Source organism: Leucobacter massiliensis (assembly GCF_002982315.1).
Taxonomy (GTDB): domain Bacteria; phylum Actinomycetota; class Actinomycetes; order Actinomycetales; family Microbacteriaceae; genus Leucobacter; species Leucobacter massiliensis.
Genome location: NZ_MWZD01000016.1, coordinates 16,086 through 40,919, shown reverse-complemented (window position 1 = coordinate 40,919; position 24,834 = coordinate 16,086). Strand labels below are relative to the sequence as shown.

The following is a 24,834-nucleotide window of genomic DNA, read 5'->3' as shown; positions in this document are numbered from 1 at the left end:
GACATTCACGCGCGGCGGTTGCGCTCCAGCCGGTCGAGGCTCCACTCGTAGCGCTCGACCCAGACGTGGGCGTGGATCCAGGTCTCCACCCGCGCGACCTCCGGGTGGGCGCGCAGCGCACGCACGATCTCCGTGTAGTCCACGAGCGAGCGCGCGGCGATCGTCGCGATCAGGCCGTAGCGGCCGAGGGTGCGCGCGGCGAACTCGATCGTCGGCACCCCGAGCAGCAGCTCCTCGACCGAGGCGGCGCCCTCGCCGCCGCGCAGGATCACCCCCACGCCCGAGAGGACCGAGCTCGTCGCGCTGCGCCGGCTGCGCACCGCCCCGATGCGCATCACGCCCGAGTCGAGCAGGCGCAGCACGCGCGCGCGGCAGGCCGAGGCGGAGCGGCCCGTGCGACGCGACAGCTCGCCGAAGGTCAGCCGCCCGTCGAGCTGCAGCTCGGCGATGAGGGCGATGTCGAAGTCGTCGAACACCAGGTCGGAGACCGCCGGATCCTCGCCGAGGCGGAGCCTGCGCAGCACGCGGTCGTAGAGGGAGAAGTCGACGCCGACGACCCCGTCGATCGCCTGGATGGCCCGCACCGAGCGCCCGACGTCCTCCTGATCGGCGGCCCACACCTCGACGACGGCCTGGGTGCGACCGCTGATCTCCGACAGGAAGACCACATTGCTGAACTCGCTCAGACGCTCGAAGACCGGCGAGGTCGGGCCGCTCAGCCGCAGCTGCAGATTCGCCTGGATCGGCAGCCCCACCACGCGGGGGTGGACGGCGGCGAGGATCCGGATCTCGCCCTCGGCGATGAGCTCGTGGACGCGCTGGGCGACGAAGCCGCGGTGCACCCCGAGGCGGTCTGCGAGCGCGGAGAACTGCGCACGGCCGTCGAGCTGCAGCGCCCGGATGAGGTCCTCGTCGATGTCTTCCACGCCGGCCATCCTGCCAGATGCATCGCGCCGAATCTGGCAAAAACGCTGCCGGGCTCGCTCTTTTCACAGCAGATCACGCACTTTTGCCCACTGGGAGCGACATTTCGACGACAGAGTGTTTCGCGACGCACATTCTGGTTTTTCTTCGGCGGCGAAGATGCGTACGCTCGGAGCGATCCGACACGAAGGAGTTCACCGTGCGCAAGCTCGCGTTCACCCAGGCACCGGCCCCGGCAGCACCGCAGATCATCACCGCGGCGCGCATCCACGCGCTCGACGCAGCGGGGACGACCCCCGAGGCATTCCTCGTGCTCGGGGACCGCATCGCGCACGTGGGTGACATCGACGCGTGCCGCGCCGCCGCCGCCGAGGTGAGCGCGCTCCCGGCCGAGCTCGTCGAGCTGGGCGACGCCGTCGTGGTGCCCGGGTTCATCGACGCCCACGCCCACCCGCTGATGCTCGGCCAGATGATGAGCTGGGTCGACTGCGGCCCCGAGCGCGCCGGCTCCATCCCGGAGATCATCGAGCTGCTGCGCCAGGCCGCCCGGGAACTCCCCGCCGGCCGCCCGATCCGCGGCTACGGCTACGAGCAGCGCAACCTCGCCGAGCGCCGCCACCCGACCCGCTTCGAGCTCGACGAGGTCGCCACCGACCGCGAGGTGTACCTCATGAACGCCTCCGGCCACGGCGGCGTCGTGAACTCGTACACCTTCGAGCTGCACGGCGTCACCCGCGACACTCCCAACCCGAAGGGCGGCGAGTTCTTCCGCGACGCCGACGGCGAGCTCACCGGCGAGCTCTCCGACGCCGCCTGCAATGTGCTCACCGGACTCGAGGGCGTCAAGATCGGCCACCACGGACCCAACTTCCACCTCGCCGACGAGCCGGAGGAGCACCGCCGCCAGCTCGCCGCCGCCCAGGAGAACTTCCTCGCCGGAGGCGTCACCACCATCGGCGACGCGCAGGTCAGCCGCCGGGAGTTCGACATGTACCTGCGCCTCGCGGAAGCCGGCGATCTGAAGGTGCGGGTGAGCATGTACCTGCTCTCGCACCTGCTCGACGAAGCCATCGAAATGGGCCTGCACGGCCAGTTCGGCAACGAGCACCTGAGCTTCGCCGGCATCAAGTTCTACTCCGACGGCACGCTCGGCGGCTGGACCGCCTACTTCCCCGACGGCTACGTCGGCGACCCGTGCCGCACCGGGCAGCTCTACCACGAGCCGCGCGACTACGCCGAGCTCATCAAGCGGGCGCACCGCGTCGGACTGCAGACCGCCACCCACTCCCAGTCGCCCACGGCGCTCGAGATGGTCATCGGCGCCATCGAGGAGGCCCTCGCAGAGCGGCCGGACGCCGACGCCCGCCACCGCATCGAGCACTGCGGCCTCCCCACCCCCGAGCAGATCGAGCGCATGGCCCGCGCCGGCATCTACCCGGTGAACCAGCCGCAGCACCACTACAACTGGGGCGAGGGCGTCGAGCAGGCCATCGGCACGCCCGGCGAGCGCTTCAACCCGCTGGGCGAGTTCGAGCGCGCCGGCGTCCCCGTGACGATCTCCTCGGACGCACCCGTCGCCGACCCGCGTCCGATGGAGGCGATCCAGGCCGCCGTCTCGCGCATCACCCGCCGCGGCACCCAGCTGGGCCCCGAGGAGCTGGCCGTCTCCCTCGACACCGCGCTGCGCGCGCACACCATCACGGCCGCGCGCGCCCTCGGCCGCGAGGACGAGCTCGGCAGCATCGAGCCCGGCAAGCGCGCCGACTTCGCCGTCCTCGACCGCGACCCCCGGACCACCCCCGTACCGGAGCTCTCCGGCATCACCGTCACGCAGACCTGGGTCGGCGGCGAGCGCGTCTACGCCCGGTGACCCGGCCCCGCAGCACCACCCCGCACACCACCCGGCATCCAGCAAAGGAGCTCTCATGTCCGCAACAGCGACCGCCCCGCCCAACTCGCACAGACGCGCGCTGAAGGGGGGAATGGCCGCGCTCGTCGGCACCTCCATCGAGTGGTACGACTTCTACGTCTACGCCACGGCAGCCGCGATCATCTTCCCCTACGTGTTCTTCCCGGAGGACCTCGACCCGGCGCTCGCGACCCTCGCCTCCTTCGGCACCTACGCGGTCGCGTTCTTCATGCGCCCCCTGGGCGGCATCATCTTCGGGCACATCGGCGACAAGCTCGGCCGCAAGCCCGCCCTCACCATGACCCTCGTGCTCATGGGCGTCGCCACGACGCTCGTCGGCGTGCTGCCCGGCTACGCGGCCATCGGCATCTGGGGCCCGGTCCTCCTGATCCTCTGCCGCATGGCGCAGGGCCTCGCCGTCGGCGGCGAGTGGGGCGGGGCGAGCCTCATGTCCGTGGAGAGCGCGCCGCCGAAGTGGAAGACCTTCTACGGCGGCTTCACCCAGGTCGGCAACCCGCTCGGTGCGCTGATGGCCACCGGTGCCTTCTGGGCGCTCTCGGCGCTCGGACAGGACGCGCTGCTGAGCTGGGGCTGGCGCCTGCCGTTCCTCTTCAGCATCGTGCTCATCGGCGTCGGCTTCTGGGTGCGCTTCCGCGTCGAGGAGACTCCGGTGTTCGAGGAGAAGGTCGGCGGCCAGGAGCAGTCCACCCCGATCCTGTTCGCCCTGAAGAACAACTGGGCGCCGATCCTGCTCGGCTTCTGCATCATCGCGATGTCCTCCGGAGGCTACGTGATCGCCACGACCTTCGTGCAGAACTACGCCGACTCGCCCGAGATCGGCCTCGACCCGACCGTGATCCTCGGGGCGCTCACCATCGCCTCGCTCGTCGAGATGCTGGTGACCCTGCCCATCGCCGCGCTGGGCGACAAGATCGGGCCGAAGCGCGTGATGTACCTCGGGATCATCCCCTCCTTCCTCGTCATCATCCCGCTGGTGCTGTCCATCCAGGCGAAGAACGTCGCACTCATCTGGCTCTTCGTGATCCTCATCCGCGTCACCCTGAGCGGCGCGTGGGCCCCGCTGTCGACCCTGATGGCGCAGATGTTCCGCCCGCAGTCGCGATACACCTCGATGTCGCTCTCCTACGGCGTCGGCGCCGCGGTGTGGGGCGGGCTCTCGCCCGCGATCGCCTCGCTGCTGCTCGTGCTCACGGACGGCAACTTCTGGTCGGTCGTCGCCTTCTTCGGCCTGCTCACGCTCGTCGCCTGGATCGGCGTGCGCTTCGCCCCGCAGCACTCGGACGCCGCGCCCGTGACGGGATCCTTCCGGCCGCGGCTCGACACCACGGCGATCGACACGACGGACCGCTGAGCCGCGGCACCGCCGCGCCCGCGCCGGCCCGCCCCCGCCCTTCCCCAACGAACACGAGGAACCCTTGGAAACCATCGCAAAACGCACCACCGGCTGGGTGGTCATCGAGACCCTGCGCAACTACGGCGTCGACACCGTGTTCGGGATCCCGGGCACGCACAACCTCGAGTTCTACCGGCCGCTGACCGCGCTGGGGATCCGCGCCGTCACGGCCCGGCACGAGCAGGGGGCGGGCTACGCCGCCGACGGCTGGTCGCTGCAGAGCGGCAAGCCGGGCGTCGTCATCACCACGAGCGGGCCCGGCCTGCTCAACGCCCTCTCCGCGGCGGGCACCGCGTACTGCGAGTCCCGGCCGATGATCCTGATCGCCCCCGGACCGGCGCGCGGCGCCGAGTTCGCCGACGTGGGCACCCTGCACGAGACCAAGGACCAGCTCGCGGCGGCCTCCGCGATCGTCGAGTGGGGCCGGCGCGTGCAGACCGCGGAGGAGGCCGTCGCCGCGATCCACGACGCCTTCGCGCTCTTCGCGACGGGCCGCCCCCGGCCCGTGTACGTGGAGGTGCCGCTCGACCTGCTCGAGGAGAGCTGCGAGCTGCCGCAGGAGGCGACCGCCGCACGCGAGGCGGCCCCGGTCGCCGCGCCCGACCCGGGCGCGATCGCCGAGGCCGCGGCGCTGCTCTCGGCCGCGAGCACTCCGGTCATCCTCGCGGGCGGCGGCTCCCGCGGCGCCGCCGCGGAGCTGCGGATCCTCGCCGAGCGCCTGGGCGCCCCGGTGGTCACGACCGGCAACGCGAAGGGCGTGCTCGACGAGCACCACCCCCTCGCGCTGGGCGCCAACCTCAGGCTCGCCGCCGCGCGCGAGCTCGCCCGCGACGCGGACGTGCTGCTCGTCGTCGGCTCGAAGCTCGGCGAGGCCGAGCTCTGGGTCGACCGGCTCGACGCCCGCGGCGCGGTGATCCGCGTCGACCTGCTCCCCTCGCAGATCCACAAGAACCAGGAGGCGCGGATCGGGATCGTGGGCGATGCCCGCGCGGCCCTCGCCGCACTGATCCCGAAGACGGAGGCGGCGGCCCCCGCGACCACCCGCGCCGAGGCGCTCGTCGCCGAGACGCTGGGCGCCGTGCGCGCCGAATGCGCGGCGCTCTCCCCCGAGAACACCGCCATCGCCGAGGCGATCGCCGCGGCGCTGCCCGCCGACGCGATCGTCGCGACCGACTCCTCGCAGATCGCCTACTGGGGACTGCTCAACACCCTGCGGGTGCGCACCCCCAACTCGACGCCCTACATGACCACCTACGCGACCCTCGGCTACGGCGTCCCGGCCGCGCTCGGCTCCCGGATCGCCGCGCCCGGGCGCCCCGCGATCGTGGTCACCGGCGACGGTGCGCTCATGTTCTCCGTGAACGAGTTCATGACCGTCGTCGAGCAGGGCGAGGACGTCACCGTCATCGTCGTCGACAACGGCGGCTACGCGGAGATCCAGCAGAACGAGGCCGACGCCGGCATCGCCCCCATCGGCGTCCGGCTCGCACAGCCCGACTGGCCCGCGCTCGCAGCGGCCTTCGGCGGCACCGGGCGCCGCGCGCGCAACCGGGCGGAGCTGAGCGCCGCCGTCGCGGAGGCGGTCGCCGCGGGCGGCCTGCAGCTCATCCACATCGAGCAGGCGAGCTTCGACGCCTCGGAAGGACGGTGAGACCGTGAGCACGAACCGGCCCGTCGCCGTCTACACCGACGTGGAGGACACCGACCCCGCCGCGGGGATCCGGCTGCTGGAGGAGCAGGGATTCGAGGTCCGCGTGCTCGGCACGCGGGATCCGGAGCGGATCATCGCAGGATCCCGCGACGCCGTCGCGCTGCTCCCCGGCTACGCGGCCATCGACCGGAGCGTCATCGAGGCGCTGCCGGAGCTGCGCATCATCTCGCTCATGTCCATGGGCTTCGACTACGTCGACGTGGCCGCCGCCTCGGAGCGCGGGGTGTGGGTGACGAACGTCCCCGGCGCCGCCACCGAGGAGGTCGCCACGCACACCCTCGCGATCCTGCTCGCTTCGCTGCGCCAGCTGGCCTCCTACACGGCCTCCGCCACCCCCGAGCGCTGGAACGAGCGGGCGGCCACCGCCCCGCCGCGGCTCAGCGAAACCACGCTGGGCATCGTCGGGCTCGGGCGCATCGGCCGCGAACTGGCGCGCATCTCCGCCCCCCTCTTCGGCCGCGTCCTCGGATACGACCCGCTGCTCCCCGACACCCCCGAGGTGCGGGCCGAGCTCGCGGCGCTCGGGGTCACCCGCACGGGACTCGGCGAGCTGCGCCGCACCGCGCACCACCTCTCGCTGCACCTCCCGCTCACCCCCGAGACGAGCGGGATGGTCGACGCCGAGTTCCTCGCGCAGATGCCCGCCGGATCCACCCTGGTGAACGTGTCTCGCGGCGGTCTCGTCGATCACGACGCGCTCGCCGCCGCCCTCGACTCCGGGCATCTCGCCGGGGCCGCGCTCGACGTCCTCGAAGCGGAGCCGCCCGCACCCGATCACCCCATGCTCGGCCGCGACGACGTGGTGCTCACCCCGCACATCGCCTACTTCTCCGCGCGCACGGAGATCGAGTACGTGCGCATCCAGGCGCAGAACGTGGCGTCGCTGCTCGCGAACGGCGCCCCCGACTCGCCGGTGAACCGGCCCGCGCTCCCGGAGACCGCGCACGGCTGATTCCCCGGGAACGGTGCGAGGGTGAAGAGTCCTGCACCAGCACCGCCGCTGCGAACGCCTCTCCGGCTCGCGCGGCCCAGCGCGAGGAGGACGCGATGAACGATCAGCACGCCATCGAGGTGACGCGGGACGCGGCGGGGAACCGCTTCGTGATCCGGGTCGACGGGCACCCCGCCGGCTTCGCGCAGTACCGCCCCGGCGACGGCTCCTACGACTTCACCCACACCGAGATCGACCCCGCCTTCACGGAGCGGGGTCTCGGCAGCGTCCTCGTGGAGCGGGCGCTGGAGCAGACGCGGGAGCTGGGGGTCACGATCGTGCCCCACTGCCCCTTCGTCGCCGGCTGGCTGCGGAAGCACCCGGAGTTCGTGGCCTCCGTCACGTGGCCGGAGGGGCGGGCGCCCATCGGCGAGACGGGGTTCTGAGCGTCGCGCGACGCGCCCATATCGGCTCGCCGCGCCGCTCGCAACGGGGTGCATGAGCGCGGCGCCGCGCGCTTCACTGGAGGGGACCGAATCGATCGAGCAGACCCCAGGAGAAGAGCATGTCCCATCTCACCGGCAAGCGTGTAGCGATCCTCGCGACCGACGGCTTCGAGGACTCGGAGCTGACCGAACCCCAGAAGGCGCTCGAAGAGCACGGCGCGCAGACCGAGATCGTCTCGACCGAGACGGGTACGATCCGCGGGAAGAACGGCCACGAGGTGAACGCCTCGCGGGCCACCTCCGCGGTGAGCGCCGCCGACTACGACGCGCTCGTGCTGCCCGGCGGCGTGGTGAACGGCGACCAGATCCGGCTCGACCAGCACGCCGTCGACTTCACGCGCGACTTCTTCGCGCAGCACAAGCCCGTGGGCGCGATCTGCCACGGCGGCTGGATCCTGGCCGACGCGGATGTGCTCGGCGGGCGCACCGTGACCTCCTACGCGAGCCTGCGCACCGATCTGCAGAACGCCGGGGCGGAGTGGGTGGACGAGGAGGTGGTCGTGGACCAGGGCCTGGTGACGAGCCGCACCCCCGACGACCTTCCCGCATTCAACGCGAAGCTCGTCGAGGAGATCGCCGAGGGCAAGCACGAGGGTCAGACGGCCTGAGGCCCTCAGCTCCCCGGCCCATGCCCCGGCCCCGCCCGGCCTGGCACGCTCCGCCGGCCGGCGGGGCGGGACCGGGGCGGGGCCGGGGCCGAGGACCCGGGCGATCAGGCGGCGACGGCCTCCGCGATGGGGAGCTCCCCGTCGTTGAAGCGCAGCGTACGGTGGACCGTGGTGTCGTCCGCCAGCACGGCCGCGATCACGCGGGCCACGTTGCCGCGGGACACCTGCGTGGCGGAGCCGGCGAAGGGGTCGATGCGCCCGCTCGGCGCTTCGAGGGTGAGGGCGCTCGGAGCGAGCACGGTCCAGTCGAGCCCGCAGGCCCGGAGCCACTCGTCGGCCGCAGCCTTCGCCTCGGCGTACGCGAAGAACGGGTTCTCGGGCGGCACCCCGTGATCCGGGCCCGCCCCGAAGTACGAGACCATCACATAGCGCCGCACCCCCGCGCGCATCGCGGCCTCCATGGAGCGGATCGCCGCGTCGCGGTCGACGGCCCGCGTGCGCTCGGGATCGCCGCCGCCCGCTCCGGCCGACCACACCACGGCGTCGTGACCGGAGACGAGCTCCGCAAGCTCGGCGACACCGAGCCGCTCCACGTCTGCGACGAGCGGCGTGGCACCCGCCGCCCGCACCTCCTCCGCGTGGTCCGGATTCCGGATCACCGCCGTCACCACATCGCCGCGGTCTGCGAGCAGCGGCTCGGTGAGCAGCGCGATCTTCCCGTGTCCCCCGAAAACGATGATGCGTCCCATGCGCCCACCCTAGGCGGCGCGCCTGTCCGGCGGGTGTGAGCTCAGGTTCCGCAGAAGGTGACGTGCGGCCGGGAGCCCGCGGGCGCCGCGCGCTCGTATCGCTCGAAGCCCGGGAGGGGCCCGAAGGGATGGGAGACCGCCTCGAGGAGCCGCTCATAGGGGGCGTGGTCCCCTGCGGTCGCGGCCTCCAGCGCCTCGTCCACCAGATGGTTGCGGGGGATCCGCAGCGGATTGACGGCAGCCATGCGCGCTGCGTCGGGGCGCAGTGCGAGCCAGCGGTCGAACCACTCGCCGGGGACGCCGCCGAGCAGCTCCCGGTAGGCGCTCCCATCGCCGTCCGCCGCCGCGCCGAGGGCCACGAAACCGCTCGTGAAGTCGACGCCGCGATCCCTCCACTCGGCGAGCATCGCGCCCGCCACATCCGCCAGCGCCTCGTCGCCGAGGACGCCCGCCCGTTCCACCCCGAGCTTCGCGCGCATCCCCCTCCCCCACTCCTCGCCGTAGCGCTGGGGGAAGCGGTCGAGCGCGGCGAGCGCGAGCGACTCCGCGTCCTCCTCGGCCCCTCCGGTGTCGCGGGCCTCGGCCGCGATCAGCGGCAGCAGGCTCTCGGCGAAGCGGGTGAGGTTCCACAGGGCGATCGAGGGCTGATTGCCGTAGGCGTAGCGGCCGCCGTGGTCGATGGAGCTGAAGACGGCGGCGGGCTCGTAGGCGTCGATGAAGGCGCAGGGGCCGTAGTCAAGGGTCTCCCCCGAGATGGTCGTGTTGTCGGTGTTCATCACCCCGTGCACGAAACCCACGAGCATCCACGCGGCGAGCAGCTCCGCCTGCGTGGCGATCACCGCGTCCAGCAGCCCCAGGTAACGGCGATCCGCTCCCAGCAGCTCCGGGGCGTGGCGCTCGATCGCGGCGTCGGCGAGGCGCCGCAGCAGGGCGGGATCGTCGAGGGAGCGCGCGAACTGGAAGGTGCCCACGCGCAGGTGGCTGCTCGCGACCCGCACGAGCATCGCCCCCGGCAGAGGGTCGAGCGCTTCCGGCCGGTGGATGCGCGCACCCGTGCGCAGCACCGCAAGGGCTCGCGAGCTCGGCACGCCGAGCGCGTGCATCGCCTCCCCCATGAGGTGCTCGCGCAGCATCGGCCCGAGCGCGGCGAAGCCGTCGCCGCCGCGCGCGAAGGGCGTCGGCCCCGAACCCTTCAGGTGCAGCTCCCGGATGCGCCCGGCACGGTCGGTGAGCTCCCCGAGCAGCAGCGCCCGCCCGTCGCCCAGGCGCGGCACGTAGCCGCCGAACTGGTGCCCGGCGTAGGCCTGCGCGACGGGCGCGGCGCCGGCCGGAAGCTCGGCTCCGGTGAGGAAACGCACGCCGTCGTCGCTGCGGAGCCATGCGGGGTCGAGACCCAGCTCCCTCGCCAGATCCTCGCCGAGCTCGACGATCTCCGGCGACGGGAACGCGGCGGCGCGCCAGGGCACCGTCAGCTCGGGGAAGCGGGAGGCGTAGTCGGCGCCCAGGCGGGGCGGCGCGGAGGACGGGGCGGAGGACATGCCACCACGCTACGCCTCCCGCCTCGGCCCGCCCAGGGATCCGTCCCCCGTGGCGTTCCGCGGCACGGATATGCTAGCGGTGACACCGGAAGGGGGCCCATGAGCGGCGCGGGCGGGAAGCACGGGACGGAGAGCACGGCCGGGACGGCCGGGACGGAGGGCACCGCGCACGCGGCGGAGCACGCCGCAGGGCGGACCGGCGGGCGGGGGCGGCGCCCCCTCCGAGCGCTCAGGATCCTGCTGCCAGCCGTGCTGATCCTGGTCTGGCTGGCCGCGGCCGGCATGGGCGGGCCGCTCTTCGGCAAGGTCGACGAGGTGTCCTCGAATGACCAGACCGCCTACCTGCCCGAGTCCGCCGAGGCGACCGAGGTGCGCGCCGCCCAGGACGGCTTCTTCGAGGGGGACGAGATCCCCGCCGTCGTGGTGTTCACCACCGACGACGGCAGTGCGCTCGGCGAGGAGCGGCTGTCCGGGATCCAGCGCGCCGTCGAGGACGCCACGGCGATCGCGGGCGTCGGCGAGGACGTCTCGCCCGTCATCCCCTCCGAGGACGGGGCCGCCGCGCAGCTCTTCGTCCCCGTCGACTCGGAGGGCGAGCTCGCAGACACCGTCGAGCGGCTCGGGCAGACGCTCCGGGGTGACGCCCCGGACGGCGTGGACGTCTACGTCACCGGCCCCGCCGGCTTCACCGCCGATCTCGTCGCCGGTTTCGCCGGGATCGACGGGATCCTGCTGCTGGTCGCGCTGCTCGCCGTGCTCGTGATCCTCGTGATCGTCTACCGCTCCCTGCTCCTGCCGATCGTGGTGCTGAGCACGAGCCTCTTCGCGCTCTGCACCGCGCTGCTCGTGGTCTGGAACCTCGCCAAGTCGGGCGTGCTGCTGCTCAGCGGCCAGACCCAGGGGATCCTCTTCATCCTCGTCATCGGCGCCGCCACCGACTACTCGCTGCTGCTGGTCGCGCGCTTCCGCGAGGAGCTGCGCGTCACGGAGGATCGCGGCACCGCGATCCTCGCCGCGATCAAGGGCTCGATCGAACCGGTGCTCGCGTCCGGCGGCACCGTCATCGCCGGCCTCCTCTGCCTGCTGCTCAGCGACCTGAAGTCGAACAGCACGCTCGGCCAGGTCGCGGCGATCGGCATCGTCTTCGCCATGCTCGCGGCGCTCACGCTGCTGCCGGCGCTGCTCTTCGTCTTCGGGCGCGCGGCGTTCTGGCCGAAGCGACCCGCCTTCGAGCCGGAGCTCGTCCGCGAGGAGAACGGGATGCCGCGACGCGGCATCTGGCCCCGCGTCGCGCGCTTCGTGGCGCGCCACCCGCGGCCGATCTGGATCGTCACCGCGCTGGTGCTCGCGCTGGGCGCCGCGTTCGTGCCGCAGTTGCAGGCGCAGGGGGTCCCGCAGTCCGATCTGGTGCTCGGCGCCTCCGAGGCCCGCGAGGGCCAGCAGGTGCTCGGCGAGCACTTCCCCGGCGGATCCGGCAGCCCCGCCTACGTGCTCGTCGACGAAGCCGAACTGCAGCCCACCGTCGACGCGCTGCTCGCGCACGCCGGCGTCGAGAGCGTCGCCGTGACGAGCGCGGACTCCCCCGCGGGCACCGCCCCCGTCACGGAGGATGGCATCCAGGCCTTCGGCCCGCCCGGCACCCCGGCCCCGGAGCCCACGGTCAGCGACGGCAAGGTGCTGCTGCAGGCCACCCTCAGCGACGCTGCCGACTCCGATGCCGCCGCCGAGACGGTCACCAGCCTCCGGGCCGAGCTCGGTCCCGATGCGGCAGACGGCACCGGGGCGCTCATCGGCGGCGTCACCGCCACCTCGGTCGACACGAATCAGGCCTCCATCCACGACCGGACGCTGATCATCCCGGTGGTGCTGCTCGTGATCCTGCTCATCCTCATGCTGCTGCTGCGCTCGATCCTGGCCCCGGTGCTGCTGGTGCTCACCACCGTGCTGTCCTTCGGCACCGCGCTGGGCGTCGCCGCGCTCGTCTTCAACGGGATCTTCCAGTTCCCGGGCGCCGATCCGGCCGTGCCGCTCTACGGTTTCGTCTTCCTCGTCGCCCTCGGCATCGACTACAACATCTTCCTGATGACGCGCGTGCGCGAGGAGTCGCTGCTGCACGGCACGCGCGAGGGCATTCAGCGCGGACTCGCCATCACCGGCGGGGTGATCACCTCGGCGGGCCTGGTGCTCGCGGCGACCTTCGCGGCGCTGTCGGTGATCCCGATCCTGTTCCTCGTGCAGATCGCGTTCATCGTGGCCTTCGGCGTGCTGCTGGACACCTTCGTCGTGCGCTCGCTGCTGGTGCCGGCGCTCGCGAGCGACATCGGCAAGGCGATCTGGTGGCCGTCGAAGCTGTGGAGGAGCGGGAAGTAGCCCGGCAGGCGAGACGAAACGGGAGGGTGAGATCATGAGCGCTGAGGATCGGAACCGGGATCGGCGGGCCGAGGGCCCAGGGGATCCGCCCCGGCGCGCGCCCCGCGTGCGGCACGTCGTGATCGCGGGAGGCTCGGGCCTCATCGGCGGGGAACTCACCCGGGCGCTGCGGGCCGAGGGGGCGACGGTGACCCAGCTGGTGCGCCGGCCGCCCCGCACGGCAGAGGAGGCGCAGTGGCAGCCCGGTGCCAGGCTCGACCCGGCACTGCTCGCCGGTGCGGACGCGGTGGTGGGCCTCAACGGGGCGAGCATCGCGCGGCTGCCCTGGACGCGGGGCTACCGGGAGCTGCTGCGCGAGTCGCGCATCGCTCCCACCCGCAGCCTCGCCACCGCGCTGCGCGAGCTGGGCGCGGACGCCCCCGCATTCCTCAGCGCCTCGGCCGTCGGCTACTACGGCGACCGTCCCGGCGAGGACCTCGACGAGACGAGCGGCGAGGGCCGCACCTTTCTCGCCCGGCTCTGCGCCGACTGGGAGCGCGAGGCCCTGGCGGCGGGTCCCGGCTGCCGGGTCGTGCTCCTGCGCACCGCCCCGCTGCTGCACCCGCGTGCCGTGCTGCGACCGCTGATCGCGCTCACCCGCCTCGGTCTGGGCGGGCCGCTGGGCCCCGGCGGACAACTGTGGCCGTGGATCTCCCTGACGGACGAGGTGCGGGCGATCCGTCACCTCATGGACGTCGCGGTGGCGGGGCCGGTCAATCTCACGGGGCCCGTGCCGGCCTCCGCGACGGACATCGGACGGGCGGTGGCGCGCCAGCTGCGCCGGCCCTACCTGCTGCCGGCCCCCGCGCCGGCACTGCGCCTCGCCCTCGGCCGCGACGCGGCCGATGCGCTGCTGCTCGCCGACGCGCGCGTGCGCCCGGCGGCGCTGACCCGATCGGGTTTCGAGTTCACGCATCGCACCGCCGAGGCTGCGGTGGCGGCGGCGCTCGGCGGGTCCCGCGCGCGAACAGGGCGGTGAAGCCGCGGCGAGCGCACCCCGCACGCGCAGAGTGTGTTCGCTTCCCGTCGACCCTGTCGCGGAGCGTGGGAACCTGTGGCAATGGGGAATTTGCGGTATGGGGAAGCCGATTTCGAGTTCGACGATCGCGTGCTCGCGCACCTGAAGGCCGCTATCGGGGTGAAGCTGCGCCGCCGGCAGAGCTTCTTCCTGCACTGGACGAAGCCCCCGACCGAGGGCAGCGGGCGGGTGTCCCTCTGGATCTCGCCGGATGCTCCCCTCGCGTTCCGATTCGGGAGCAGCATGCCGCCGGAGCTCAACCACGCGTGGGTCCGCACGCTCATCCACCTCGCCGGCACGGAGCGCGGCATGCGCGTCGTCTCCGAGGAGGAGGCGGAGCACTTCGCGAAGCGCCGCCGCGTGTGACGGGGTACTGTATCGTTCAGGGAGCCGCCTGCACAAGGCCCGCGTCGCGAATACCGTCCCCGTGACCGCTCACCTATGCTCAGAACGCTTCCCGTCCCGAGACAACTCGACACCGAAGGTCTGATGCATGTCCAGCACAGAGGGCATCCTGCGCTTCCACTCCACCGATCCGGACGACGTCGCCGACGTCTGGACCCGCTTCGCACCCACCTCGAAGCTCCTGCACATCGACCCGCAGCGGTGCCGGCTCGACTGGTTCTCGGCATCGGCCCCCGGCTTCTCGGTCGTCCGCTACCGGCTGAGCGCCGACGTCCAGTCCTCGGTGGCACCCGATGACCAGCTCTTCACCTGCCGGATCATCACCGACGCGGGCGGCTCGGAAACGCAGGCGGGGCGGATCGACCCGGAGCGTCCGTGGATGACGAACGGCACCCCCGTTCACGCCCGCTGGGACGACACCGCGACCGTCCACGCCATCGTCTTCGACCGGGAACGGGCGGAGGGCCTCGCCCGCCAGCTCAGCGGCGACGACACGCTCAGCGTGCGCGTCAAAGCTCCCGAGGCGGTGAGCCGGCTCGCCGGGGAGCAGTGGTCGCGTCTCTTCCAGTACCTCGCCGCGGCCGTCGCCTCCGATGCGGACGCGCTCGACCAGTCGACGCCCCTGGGCGCGGAGCTGCAGCGCCACGCGCTCGCCACGCTGCTGTCCGTGTTCCCCACCTCCCTGCCCGACGCACAGCGGCGCTCCGCGCAGACCTCCGCGGCGCCGCTCACGGTGCGGCGCGCGCTGTCCTACATCGAGGCGCACGCGCACGAGGGGATCACGATCGACGACGTCGCCCGTGCCGCGCACATCTCCACCCGGGGGCTGCAGTACGCCTTCAAGCGGGCGCTCGACACCTCCCCCAGCGAGGCGCTGCGTCGTGCCCGCCTCGCCGGCGCCCACGACGAGCTCCGCTACGGCTCAGGACACGACTCGGTCACCGCCCTGGCGCGCCGCTGGGGCTTCGCCAGCGGTTCCCGCTTCGCGGCCGCCTACCGCGAGGCGTACGGCGAGCATCCGCGAGAGGCACTGCGGCGGCGCGGCTGAGCCGCGCGCCGCCGCAGCGCCGGCTCGGCCTGCTTCAGTAGTGGGCCGGCGGGTCGCTTCCCGGGAAGGACTCCTCGCCCCACTCGTCGGCGAGCTCGTCGGCGCGCTCATGCGACACCTGCTCGCTTCCCGGCCGCTCGGCGACGTCGCCCTCGGGCTCCTGCGACGCCTGCTCCGTCGTATCCTCGGCGCCCGGTGAGTGATCCTCGGGCGTGTCAGCTCCGGCCGAACCGCGTTCGTTCTCCGCCATGTGCGCTCCTCTCGCCAACTGGTGCCGGCACCCGCAGCCGGGGCCGTCCCTTCCAGACTGGCCCGGCGGCGCGGCCTTGTGAAGGGGTTGCGCCCGGGCGGCGGCCGTGATTCTGTCCGGAGCGCCCGCCGGACCGGCGGGCTCGGAGCGCATCGACCACACGCGCGGGCCGCCGGCGATCTGCCACTCGGCGACGACCCGGAAGCCGGCACGCTCGTAGAAGCGCACATTGTCCTCGGCCGAGGTTTCCAGCGAGATCGCCGCCCGCGGATCGTGCGAGCGCACGCCGTCGAGCGCATGCCGGAGGATGCCCGAGCCGAGCCCGGATCCCTGCGCATCGGGGTCGACGGCGATGGTCTCCAGGCGCCACTGCGCGGGGGGCGCCACCTCCTCGCCGGGTTCCCGCTGCCCGGTCTCGGAAGCCTGGGCGAGGCGCTCGATCCGGTCCCCGTGCAGCTCGACGACCCGCGCGACGAGCTCGGGCCCCGGCTCGGGCGCACTCGCGGGCAGCAGCGCGGCGACGCTCCGCAGCCCCTCGTCGACGACGACCGATCCGCACTCCCGTGCGTGCCCGAGATACAGTCGCTGCAGCTCGCGCAGCCGGTCCTCGTATCCCTCCTCCGGGATCACCCAGCGCGTCCACGCGTACTCGGCGAAGGCACGAGCGAGCACCCCGCTCACGGTCTCCAGTTCCTCGGCCCGCATCGCACGAAACCGCGTCTCCATCTCCAGCGCTCCCCTTCCTCGTCCCCGGGCCGGGGCATCGCAGCGCCGAGGTGCCGCGCCCGCCCGGACAGAACCTCCACCGTAGCGCAGAGCGGCGTCGGGCGTGCGCCGCCGAAGACCGGGTACGCTGTTGGGCGACGGGAGTGGTCGCGGCGGCGGGGGCGCCGCGGATCCCGTGGCACGATCCGCTCCCCGCGCCCGACAGAGAACCCGGTGGCAGAGTGAGCACGGAACGCACCCCCGCTTCGACGCAGAGCCCGCGGCGGCCGGCGCGCCGCAGCGCCGACGCGGCACCGCCCGAGGCGATGGACCGCGCCCCGGACGAGGTGGCGTGGCGTCCGGCCCCCGCCGCCGAGGCGGGCGGCGCGGACGCCTTCACCCGAGCCGCGGAGCAGGTGGTGGCGTACCTCAACGCGCACACCCCGCTGACGGACTGGTCGGTCTCCCGGGCCGTCGGCGGCGAGCAGATCCACCTCCACGTGCACCGCGACCAGCTGCTCTCGCGGGGCGACCGCTTCGCGTGGAGCGACACGTTCTGCAGCCGGATGGCGTCCGGGGCCGCGCACGTCGTGCGCGACTCGCGAAAGGATCCGGGCTACGCGGATCTCCGCCTCGCGGAGCACGTGGGCGCCTACGCCGGCTACACGATCACCGACGACCGCGACGAGATGTTCGGCGTGCTCTGCGGCGTGCGGCGCGATCCGCTCCGCGCCGCCGAACGCGTCGACGAGCCCCTGCTGCGGCTGCTCAGCGAACTGCTCTCCTCGCAGTTGCGGCTCGCGCGCGGCTTCGACCGGGAGCGCCGCAACCACCGTCTCGCCCACGCGCTCGCGCAGACCGACGCGCTCACCGGGGCGCTCAACCGGCGGGGCTGGGAACGGCTCGCCGCAGACGCGCAGGAGCGTCTCGACAGCTTCGGAGACCCCGTCGCCGTCGGCATCGTCGACCTGGACGGCCTGAAGGCCGTGAACGACGCGGCGGGCCACGCGTCAGGGGATGCGCTGATCCGGCGAGCCGCGCAGGCGCTCATCGGCGCCTGCACCCCCGCCTACCGCGTCGCGCGCTACGGCGGCGACGAGTTCGTGATCCTCGCGAACGGCGTGACACGGTCCGGAGTGGAGGCGTGCACCACGATGTTCGCGGAAGCGCTCGCGCGAGCCGGGGTGGCGGCGTCGACCGGCTTCGCCGCCGCGGAGCCCGGCCGCGTCAGCATCGAGCGCGCGCTCGCCGCCGCCGACTCGCTCATGTACCGGCGCAAGCGGGAGCGGGACCTGCCGCGCTGATCCGCCGCTCCGCGCCGATCCGACGTCCCGCTCCGCCGTCCCACGACGATCCGCCGCTCCGCGCGACGCCGGGGGACCGGTCTCGGAGGGCGCGTTCCGCTTCAGGCGCCGCGTACCGCGTCGTATGCGGCGAGCGCACGCAGCCGGGTCGCGCGCAGATCGACGACGGGCGGGATGGCCGCGCTCTCCGGCGCCCACCGCGTGACGTAGCGCCCGCTCGGATCGAAGCTGCGCTGCTGCGTCTCGGGATTGAAGATCCTGAAGTACGGGGCAGCGTCGGCCCCGCAGCCCGCCACCCACTGCCAGTTGAAGGGGTTGCTCGCCGCGTCCGCGTCCACGAGGGTGTCCCAGAACCAGGCCTCCCCGATCCGCCAGTCGATCATCAGGTTCTTGGTGAGAAACGAGGCGGCGACCATGCGCACGCGATTGTGCATGGTCCCCGTCTCCCACAGCTCGCGCATGCCCGCATCCACGAGCCCGTAGCCGGTGGTCCCCCGGCGCCACGCCTGCCACTCCGGGCCCTCGGCCGGGCGCCACGGGAAGCCGTCGAATCGCGGGTCGAGCCCGCGCAGCTGCAGGGGCCCGCGGTGGTAGGCCGTGTGCCAGGCGAACTCCCGCCAGCCGAGCTCCGAGAGGAAGGCGCCCGCTTCGGCGCCCGAGCCGAGGGAGCGGTGCCAGACGGTGCGCGGGCTGATCTCGCCCCAGCGCAGATGCGGCGAGAGCTCCGAGGTGGAGCGCTCTGCGGGGATGTCACGCCGATGGGCGTACTCCCCCACCGGCCCGTCGAGGAAGTCGTCGAGGCGTCCGCGTGCAGCGTCCTCCCCCGGCTCCCAGCGCGCCGCGATGCCGGCGGCCCAGTCGGGCCGGGAGGGCCGCAGCCCCCAGTCGCCGAGCGACTCCGAGGCGGGCTGGCGGGGAGCGCGACGGGGCTTGCGGGGAGCGCGACGGATCGCCTTCGGCGGCGTGAGCGGGCGGGGCGGGGCGGGCGCCGCGAGGCAGGCGCGCCAGAACGGCGAGAACACCCGGTAGTGGCCGCCCGTGCCCGTCTGTATGGTCCAGGGTTCGAAGAGCAGCCCGCCCGGCAGGGACCGGGCGTCGACGCCCTCGCTCCGCAGCCGCCGCTTGATCCGGGCGTCCACGTGCCGCTCGGCGCCGTAGCGCCGGTTCCACCGCACCCGCTCCGCCCCCGTCTCGGCCACGAGCTCCGGGACGACGCGCTCGGCCCGCCCGCGGCGCAGCACGAGCGGCACGCCGCGCTCCGCAAGCGCCGCCGCCAGGCGTTCGAGCGAGCCGTGCAGCCACCATCGCGCGGCACCGCCCAGGGGACGGCACTCCTCGGACTCCTCGTCGAGGACGTAGAGCGCGATGACACCATCCTCGTCCTCCGCGGCCGCGGTGAGCGCGGCGTGGTCGGCGAGGCGGAGGTCGTCCCGGAACCAGATCAGGGTCGTCATCACACCATCGTAGGCTCGGGCTCGGAGCCGCCGGGCCGGGACGCCGCAGCGCTCAGGCCCGGCGGCGCAGCAGCGCGGCGCCGGCGATCAGCAGCAGTGCGGCGAAGCCGGCGAGCGGGAGGATCCCGGCCGCACCCGTCGCAGCGAGGCCCCGGGAGTCGTCAGCCGCGGAGCCGCCGATCCCGGATCCCTCCGCCCCGGAGGCGCCGCCCGCGGAGCCCCCCGGCGCCGGCTCTTCCGGATCGCCGCTGCCGGGATCGCCGCTGCCCGGATCGCCGCTGCCGGGATCCGGGGCGGCGGGCGCCGCCGAACCCACGACCGCGGAGCTGCTCGCCGTGGTGTCCGCGCTCGCCGCCTCCACCGTGAGCTCCGCCGACTCGCCGGGCCGCAGGCCCGAGACCACGATCCGATCGCCGTCCCGCTGCGCTTCGCCGTGCGAGACCGCGACGGTGTAGTCGAGCCGGGGATCGAAGTCGAGGATCAGGACCTCGAAGCCGCCGCGGACGGACCGCGGCTCCGACAGCCGGGGCGCGGTGCCGGCCAGCTGGGCGGCGCCCGCGATCGCGGTGGCCGCCGCCGTCGCACCGCCGCGCTGCACGCGCACGCGCAGCTCGGCCAGCTGCCCCGGCTCGAGGCCCGAGACGATCACCGTGCCGCCGTCCATGCGCACCGTCACGCCCTCGGGGGCGTCGACGGCGTACTCGGCGTGGGGATCGAAGTCCGTGATATCGAAGACGAATCCGTCGGCCGTGCGGGTCACCGCTCCGAGCTCGGGGGCGACGCCGGCGTCCAGCGCGGTGCCCGCGAGCTCGGCGCGCGCCTCGACGGCGCCCGGGCGCGACACGGTGACGCCGAGACCGGCTTCCGTCCCCGGTGCGAGCCCGGTCACCGTGATGGTGTCGCCGTCGCGCACCGCGCTCGCCCCCTCGGGGAGGGCGGAGGCGTCGAGGGCGTAGTCCGCATCCGGATCGTAGTCCGCGATGCGCACCACGTAGCCGTCCGGGGTGCGCCGGGGCTCGCCGAGTTGCGGGGCGCGTCCCGCTTCGAGGGCGGCGCCCTCCTGCTCCGCGCCGCCCGTGGCGTATCCGCTGCGGGCGGTCGACACCGAGACGGTGGCGGACGCGCCCGGCGCGAGCCCGACCACCGTGATCAGGCCGGTCTCGTCGAACAGGACCCGTCCGCCGCTGCTCTCGACGGTCCAGGCGTAGACGGGGTCGTAGTTCGACAACCGCACCCGGAAGCCGTCGGGGGTGCGCTCGAGCGGAGCGAAGGCAGGCACGATCGCGGGCGAGAGCGCCTGTCCCTGGGCGGTCGCGCTCGCCGGGGTCGAACCCGGCTTCGCCGCCTGCACCGCCACACGGCCGGTCTCGCCGGGGGCGAGGCCGGTCACGGTGATGACGCCCTGCGCGTCGAGCGAGGCGTGTGCCGTCCCCGCGGGCTGGAGCGTGTACTCCGTGCCGGGGTCGTAGTTCTCGATCGTCACGCGGAAGCCGTCGCTCGTGTGCGTCGGGGACCCGAAGCTCGGCGCGATCCCCTCGAGGAGGGCGGTGCCCGTCGTCGACGCGGAGGCGGGCGTGTAGCCGGAGCGCGTCACGGTCACGCCGATCGGTGCGCCCACCCCGGGCGCGAGCCCGCTCACCACGATGGTGTCCCCGGTGCGGCCGGCCCTGGCCCCCTCGGGAAGACCGGAGGCGTCCAGCGTGTAGCTCGCCTCGGGGAGGTAGTTCGCGATGGTCACCGTGTAGCCGTCCGTGCCCGCGTGCACGGGCCCGAAGACCGGGGCCACGCCCGGCTGGCCGGGGGTGACGAGGAGGCGGGGCTCGGAGCGTTCGGAGTACTTGCCATCGGCGCCTCGCACGCCGTAGCTCTGCAGCGACACGTAGTAGTCGCGGCCGTTGACGAGGCCGGTGACCGTGAGCGCCGTGCCCGTCGTCGCGTGCGGGCTGCCGACCCGGTTGCCGCCGACGGGGGCGTCGAAGAGCGAGACCTCGTACTGTCCGAGTTCCCGGCCGTTGAGATCGGCGGGGTCCCAGCTCACCGCGACGCTGCCGTCGCCCGCGGTGGCGGCGACGCCCGCGGGGGCGAGCGGGTAGCCGTAGGGGATGCCGCTGCGCGGCGCGGACGCCGCGCCGGGCCCGGCCTCGCTCACCGCGCGGATCCGCACCTCGTAGGCGGTGCCGTTGCTGAGGCCCGACAGGGTGCCGGGGCTGGCGGCGGCGAAGGGGGCCCAGCTGCGGCCGCCGTCGATGCTCGCCTCGTAGCGGAGGATCGGGCGATCGCCCTCGGCCCCTGCGGCGAAGCTCAGGGTGAGGCGCTGATCGAGCTCGGTCACCGCGGTGATGGCCGGGGCTGCGGGACGCTGGAGCGGCGTTGCGGAGGGACGGCGCTCCGACTCGGGACCCGCGCCCGCGGCGTTCACCGCGACGACGGCGACGAAGTAGCCGGTGCCGTTCGTGAGGCCCTGGATCGTGCAGCCCGAGGCGTCGGCGCTCACGCAGCTGGCCACGGGCGTCGACGAGCTCGGGTCCGTGTAGGCGCGCGCCTCGTAGCCGGTGATCGGCGAGCCGCCGTCGGAGGCGGGAGCCTCCCAGCGCGCCTCGATCGAGGAGCTGTTGCCGGTCGCCGAGACGGCCACGGGAGCCCCGGGGACCGTCAGCGGGGTGGCCGTCCCCGTCGCGGCGTCGCCCGCGCCGATCGCGTTCACGCCGCGCAGCAGCACCTCGACGGGAGCGCCGTTCTCCCGTCCGCCGAGCAGGAATCCGCCGCTGAGGCTGCCCGTATCGATCCAGCTGGTGCCGCCGTCGAGCGAGTACTCGACGCGGGTGAGCGGTGCTCCCCCGTCCGACGCGAAGCTCGCGGACACCGCCACGATCGTGTCACCGGGGGTGAGCGTCAGCCGGGGCGCCGCGGGCGCGCCCGCGGGGATCGCGGTGAGCGCGTTCGAGGCGTCGCCGGCGCCGACGGCATTGACCGCGCGCAGCTGCACGGTCGCGCTGCGGCCGTTCGCCAGCCCGTCGACCACCACGCCGCCGTCGGCGGAGCCCGCCGCGTGCCAGCTCGCGCCGCCGTCGGCCGAGTACTCGTATCCAGTGAGCGGCGATCCGCCGTCGTCTCCGGGCGCGACCTCGAGGGTCAGCCGTCCGTCACCGCGCTGCACGCTCGTGAGCGTCGGCGCGGCGGGCACTCCGGCCGGTGTTCCCGTCACCGGTTCCGAGGCGGATCCGGGTCCCGAGGCGGTGACGGCGCGCACCCGCACCGGGTAGCCCGTGCCGTTCCGCAGCCCGTCGATCACGAAGGCACCGGCGAGCGTGCCCGTCGGCCGCCACGTGTCTCCGTCGAGCGAGTACTCGTAGCCCGTGACCGCCGCTCCCCCGTTCGGGCCGGGAACGAAGCGGACCGCCAGCGCGCCCGGACGGGAGTCGACGGCGTCGATCCGGGGAGCGCCCGCCGGCTGCGCCGGCACGGGCCCCCGGGTGTCGTGACCACCCGATGCGGGCCCGGCGCCGACTCCGTTGACGGAGCGGAGCGTGATCGGGTACACCGTGCCGGGATCGAGGGCGCTGCCGTCGCTGCCCACGGTGATCACCAGGGGGCTCCCGTTTCCGCCGGCGCTGCGCCAGGTGACGCCTCCGTCGCTCGAATACTCCGTGTCGAGGATCGCCGATCCGCCGTCATCGCCCGGGGCGCGGAAGACGAGTTCGAGCCCGCCGAGTCCGTTGTCTCGCACCGAGTCGATCGCGGGGCTTCCGGGCACGGTCGCGGGGGTCGCCGCGACCGAGCTCTCGGGTCCCGCGCCCACCGCGTTGACGGCTCGCAGCAGCACCCGCTGCTCGACGCCGTTGGGGAGATCGCGGACGATGAGGGGTGAGCTCGGGGGCACGGCGGCCCAGCTCGCGCCGCCGTCGAGGCTGAACTCGACGCTCGTGATCGGGGATCCGCCGTTCGGGCCGGGGCGGAAGCCCACCTCGATCACACCGTCGCCTCCCGTGGCGGCGGGGTCCGCGAGCGCGCCCGGCACACCGGGCGTCGCGAACTCCGCGGCCTCGCTCGCCGCACCGGGACCGGCCGCGTTCACGGCCCGGATCCGCACCTCGTGCGCGCTGCCGTCGGCCAGCCCGGCGAGCTCAAGGGGACCCGACCCCGAGGGCACGGACTCCCAGGGGCCGCCGTCGAGCCGGTACTCGTAGCCGGTGATGGCGGATCCGCCGTCGAAGCCCGGTGCGAAGGCCACCGAGGCCGAGCCGGGAGCGACGGCGGCGTTCGTGATCGTCGGGGCCCCGGGGGCCGCCAGCGGCGTCCCGGTTGCGGGGGCGCTCGGCGCACCCGCGCCGCGCCCGCTCGTGGCGCGCAGCTCGATGGACGCCTCGGCGCCGTTCCGGAGGCCGGTGACCGTCACCGAAGCGTCGGCGACGGTGGCCGGCACCCAGGGGCCGCCGTCCACGCGGTACTGGTAGCCGCTCGGCGTGGCTCCGCTCGCGGGTGCGGTGAAGGCGAGCCGCAGGGCGCCGTCCTCGGGGGGGGCGGTGTCGGGCGTCAGCTCCGGCGAGGGCGGCGAGAAGGCGCCCGTCCCTGCGGGGGTGACGGCCGCCACGCGGAAGACGTAGCCGGTGCCGTTCTCCAGGCCGCCCACGGTGAGTTCGGTCGCGGCCGAGCCCACGGATCGCGGCGCGCTCCAGTTCGCGCCGCCGTCCGAGCTGTGCTCCACGAGGTAGTCGACGACCGGCCCCTCGCCGATCTGCGCGGGAGCGCGCCAGTACACCTCGACCTCGCCGGTGCCCGCGACGCCCTGCGGAGCGGCCGGGGCGGCGGCGGTTCCGGTGACCCAGCGGATCACGATCGAGCCGGGCTGCGCGGTCTCGGCGCGGTGCTCGTACCCCGCGCTGAGGGTGGGGATCCCCGCCGTCGCGTTCTGGCCGACCGATCCGCCGTAGCCGAACCACTCCGTCGAGGTGCCCGCGCCGAACTCGACGGTGCCGCGTGCGCCGCCCTGGGCGCCGCCCCCGCCGCCGCCGGAGCCGCCGCCGTCGTTGTTGCCGCCGGAGGGCTGCAGGCCGTCTTGGCCGTTCGTCGCGCTCGCGTCCGCTCGCGGCACGAAGTTCGCGTCGGAGGTGCGGCCGATGGTCGGCGTGTACTGACCGGATCCGCCGTTCCCTCCGCCGCCGCCGGCGACGACGTCGACGCCGTCCATCCGCAGCACGCTCGCCGCGCCGCCGGCGCCGCCCTGGCCCGAGGAGCCGACGCTGCCGACCTGACCGCCGGCGCCGCCCGCGTAGCCCGCGAGCGGGTTGGCGCCGCCCGGCGCCACCGGCACGGGGGCGGCCTGCATGTTGACCCGGCCGCTCCCGTCCGCGCCGCCCGCGCCCACCGCGACGGTGAGCCGCTGCCCCGGCTCGACGTCGATCGTGCCGGTCACGAGCCCCCGGTAGGAGCTGACCTCGGGGGACGGGGCGGCGTCCCGCCCGCCGTTGCCGCCCTGGCCGCCGCGGAGCTCGACCTCGATGGCGTTCACGCCCTCGGGCACGGTCCAGCTCTCGGCCTCTCCCGTGTAGAGGAAGGTCTGCGCGTGCTGCTGCGGAGCGCTCCACCCCGGCGAGGCCGCGACGACGAGAGATCCTGCGGCGAGCGCGGCGGCGCTCCCGACGGCCAGCGCGCTCCACAGCGCCCGGCGCACTCCTGCGTTCTGCAAGGTCCCCACACCTTCTGCGACTGAATTCGCCTCGGTCGAGGGCTCCCCTGTTCAGCTGCGTCGCTCACAGCCTAACCACGGGCGGCCCTCCGGAGCGCACCGCTCCCCCGATCCTCACCCAGGTCTTCACCCGCCGCTCACCCCGTTCCGCGAGAGCCGGCACCGGCCGGGGTCGCGGGTGGTGAAAAAGCGGGTGAAAAACGGGTGATCCCGCCGAGCCGGCCTCGGCGATGTCCTTGACTACCGGATGGCGTGCGCAGAAACG

At 73.9% G+C, this 24,834-nt stretch carries 17 protein-coding genes; 11 read left to right on the top strand and 6 right to left on the bottom strand.

Annotation, left to right across the window (positions count from 1 at the left end):
• Nucleotides 1–5: 5 nt before the first annotated feature.
• A complete protein-coding gene (locus B4915_RS06145; RefSeq protein ID WP_181158473.1) occupies nt 6–926 on the bottom strand; it encodes an Lrp/AsnC family transcriptional regulator in 921 nt (306 codons plus the stop codon).
• A 197-nt stretch (nt 927–1,123) separates the two neighbouring features.
• Between B4915_RS06145 and B4915_RS06140 the strand changes: the two genes are divergently transcribed.
• From B4915_RS06140 to B4915_RS06115, 6 genes are all read left to right on the top strand, one after another.
• Complete coding sequence (locus B4915_RS06140) at nt 1,124–2,794, top strand: amidohydrolase (RefSeq protein ID WP_105804961.1); 1,671 nt, start codon at nt 1,124–1,126, stop codon at nt 2,792–2,794.
• Between the two features lie 55 nt (nt 2,795–2,849).
• The gene (locus B4915_RS06135) at nt 2,850–4,205 is read left to right on the top strand and encodes an MFS transporter (protein ID WP_105804960.1); all 1,356 of its coding nucleotides are present in this window, start codon (nt 2,850–2,852) and stop codon (nt 4,203–4,205) included.
• Nucleotides 4,206–4,269: 64 nt separating this feature from the next.
• Nucleotides 4,270–5,898 (top strand): thiamine pyrophosphate-binding protein, encoded by a 1,629-nt coding sequence (locus tag B4915_RS06130; protein ID WP_245907373.1) that lies wholly within the window; start codon nt 4,270–4,272, stop codon nt 5,896–5,898.
• A gap of 4 nt (nt 5,899–5,902) precedes the next feature.
• Nucleotides 5,903–6,910, top strand: a complete 1,008-nt coding sequence (locus B4915_RS06125) for a C-terminal binding protein (protein WP_105804959.1) — start codon at nt 5,903–5,905, stop codon at nt 6,908–6,910.
• Nucleotides 6,911–7,005: 95 nt separating this feature from the next.
• Nucleotides 7,006–7,335 (top strand): GNAT family N-acetyltransferase, encoded by a 330-nt coding sequence (locus B4915_RS06120; RefSeq protein WP_105804958.1) that lies wholly within the window; start codon nt 7,006–7,008, stop codon nt 7,333–7,335.
• A 119-nt stretch (nt 7,336–7,454) separates the two neighbouring features.
• Complete coding sequence (locus B4915_RS06115) at nt 7,455–8,003, top strand: type 1 glutamine amidotransferase domain-containing protein (protein WP_105804957.1); 549 nt, start codon at nt 7,455–7,457, stop codon at nt 8,001–8,003.
• Between the two features lie 104 nt (nt 8,004–8,107).
• On the opposite strand, the gene B4915_RS06110 is transcribed toward B4915_RS06115, so the two are convergent.
• Together B4915_RS06110 and B4915_RS06105 are read right to left on the bottom strand one after the other, a co-directional pair.
• Nucleotides 8,108–8,752, bottom strand: coding sequence for an SDR family oxidoreductase (locus tag B4915_RS06110; RefSeq protein WP_105804956.1), 645 nt, complete (start codon nt 8,750–8,752; stop codon nt 8,108–8,110).
• Between the two features lie 41 nt (nt 8,753–8,793).
• On the bottom strand, nt 8,794–10,290 hold the full coding sequence (locus B4915_RS06105; RefSeq protein ID WP_105804955.1) for a protein adenylyltransferase SelO: 1,497 nt from the start codon (nt 10,288–10,290) through the stop codon (nt 8,794–8,796).
• Between the two features lie 282 nt (nt 10,291–10,572).
• Between B4915_RS06105 and B4915_RS06100 the strand changes: the two genes are divergently transcribed.
• The 4 genes from B4915_RS06100 to B4915_RS06085 all read left to right on the top strand — a co-directional run bounded on the left by B4915_RS06100 (nt 10,573) and on the right by B4915_RS06085 (nt 15,170).
• The gene (locus B4915_RS06100) at nt 10,573–12,660 is read left to right on the top strand and encodes an MMPL family transporter (protein WP_245907390.1); all 2,088 of its coding nucleotides are present in this window, start codon (nt 10,573–10,575) and stop codon (nt 12,658–12,660) included.
• Nucleotides 12,661–12,694: 34 nt separating this feature from the next.
• Entirely contained in the window at nt 12,695–13,678 is a 984-nt protein-coding gene (locus B4915_RS06095; protein WP_105804953.1) for a TIGR01777 family oxidoreductase, read from the top strand.
• Between the two features lie 81 nt (nt 13,679–13,759).
• Nucleotides 13,760–14,083: a DUF7882 family protein gene (locus B4915_RS06090; protein ID WP_105804952.1), complete on the top strand. Its 324-nt coding sequence runs from the start codon at nt 13,760–13,762 to the stop codon at nt 14,081–14,083.
• A gap of 127 nt (nt 14,084–14,210) precedes the next feature.
• Nucleotides 14,211–15,170 carry a helix-turn-helix transcriptional regulator gene (locus tag B4915_RS06085; protein WP_245907372.1) on the top strand — a complete coding sequence of 320 codons (960 nt, stop codon included), beginning with the start codon at nt 14,211–14,213 and terminating at the stop codon, nt 15,168–15,170.
• Nucleotides 15,171–15,204: 34 nt separating this feature from the next.
• Here the strand turns inward: B4915_RS06085 and B4915_RS14775 are convergent, their stop codons facing one another.
• Nucleotides 15,205–16,146 carry a GNAT family N-acetyltransferase gene (locus B4915_RS14775; RefSeq protein ID WP_219845092.1) on the bottom strand — a complete coding sequence of 314 codons (942 nt, stop codon included), beginning with the start codon at nt 16,144–16,146 and terminating at the stop codon, nt 15,205–15,207.
• Between the two features lie 221 nt (nt 16,147–16,367).
• Here B4915_RS14775 and B4915_RS06075 point away from each other — a divergent pair, with 221 nt between their 5' ends.
• Complete coding sequence (locus B4915_RS06075; protein ID WP_105804951.1) at nt 16,368–17,429, top strand: GGDEF domain-containing protein; 1,062 nt, start codon at nt 16,368–16,370, stop codon at nt 17,427–17,429.
• A gap of 101 nt (nt 17,430–17,530) precedes the next feature.
• Here B4915_RS06075 and B4915_RS06070 read toward each other — a convergent pair whose 3' ends face one another.
• Both B4915_RS06070 and B4915_RS06065 read right to left on the bottom strand, forming a co-directional pair.
• Nucleotides 17,531–18,883 (bottom strand): cryptochrome/photolyase family protein, encoded by a 1,353-nt coding sequence (locus B4915_RS06070; RefSeq protein WP_105804950.1) that lies wholly within the window; start codon nt 18,881–18,883, stop codon nt 17,531–17,533.
• Nucleotides 18,884–18,935: 52 nt separating this feature from the next.
• A complete protein-coding gene (locus tag B4915_RS06065; protein WP_146120031.1) occupies nt 18,936–24,569 on the bottom strand; it encodes a fibronectin type III domain-containing protein in 5,634 nt (1,877 codons plus the stop codon).
• Nucleotides 24,570–24,834 lie beyond the last annotated feature (265 nt).

Coding starts and splice junctions, on each gene's coding strand:
- B4915_RS06120 (WP_105804958.1), top strand. CDS start 7,006: ATGAACGATCAGCACGCCATCGAGGTGACGCGGGACGCGGCGGGGAAC.
- B4915_RS06090 (WP_105804952.1), top strand. CDS start 13,760: ATGGGGAATTTGCGGTATGGGGAAGCCGATTTCGAGTTCGACGATCGC.
- B4915_RS06115 (WP_105804957.1), top strand. CDS start 7,455: ATGTCCCATCTCACCGGCAAGCGTGTAGCGATCCTCGCGACCGACGGC.
- B4915_RS06070 (WP_105804950.1), bottom strand. CDS start 18,883: ATGACGACCCTGATCTGGTTCCGGGACGACCTCCGCCTCGCCGACCAC.
- B4915_RS06105 (WP_105804955.1), bottom strand. CDS start 10,290: ATGTCCTCCGCCCCGTCCTCCGCGCCGCCCCGCCTGGGCGCCGACTAC.
- B4915_RS06095 (WP_105804953.1), top strand. CDS start 12,695: ATGAGCGCTGAGGATCGGAACCGGGATCGGCGGGCCGAGGGCCCAGGG.
- B4915_RS14775 (WP_219845092.1), bottom strand. CDS start 16,146: ATGGAGACGCGGTTTCGTGCGATGCGGGCCGAGGAACTGGAGACCGTG.
- B4915_RS06135 (WP_105804960.1), top strand. CDS start 2,850: ATGTCCGCAACAGCGACCGCCCCGCCCAACTCGCACAGACGCGCGCTG.
- B4915_RS06085 (WP_245907372.1), top strand. CDS start 14,211: ATGTCCAGCACAGAGGGCATCCTGCGCTTCCACTCCACCGATCCGGAC.
- B4915_RS06110 (WP_105804956.1), bottom strand. CDS start 8,752: ATGGGACGCATCATCGTTTTCGGGGGACACGGGAAGATCGCGCTGCTC.
- B4915_RS06100 (WP_245907390.1), top strand. CDS start 10,573: ATGGGCGGGCCGCTCTTCGGCAAGGTCGACGAGGTGTCCTCGAATGAC.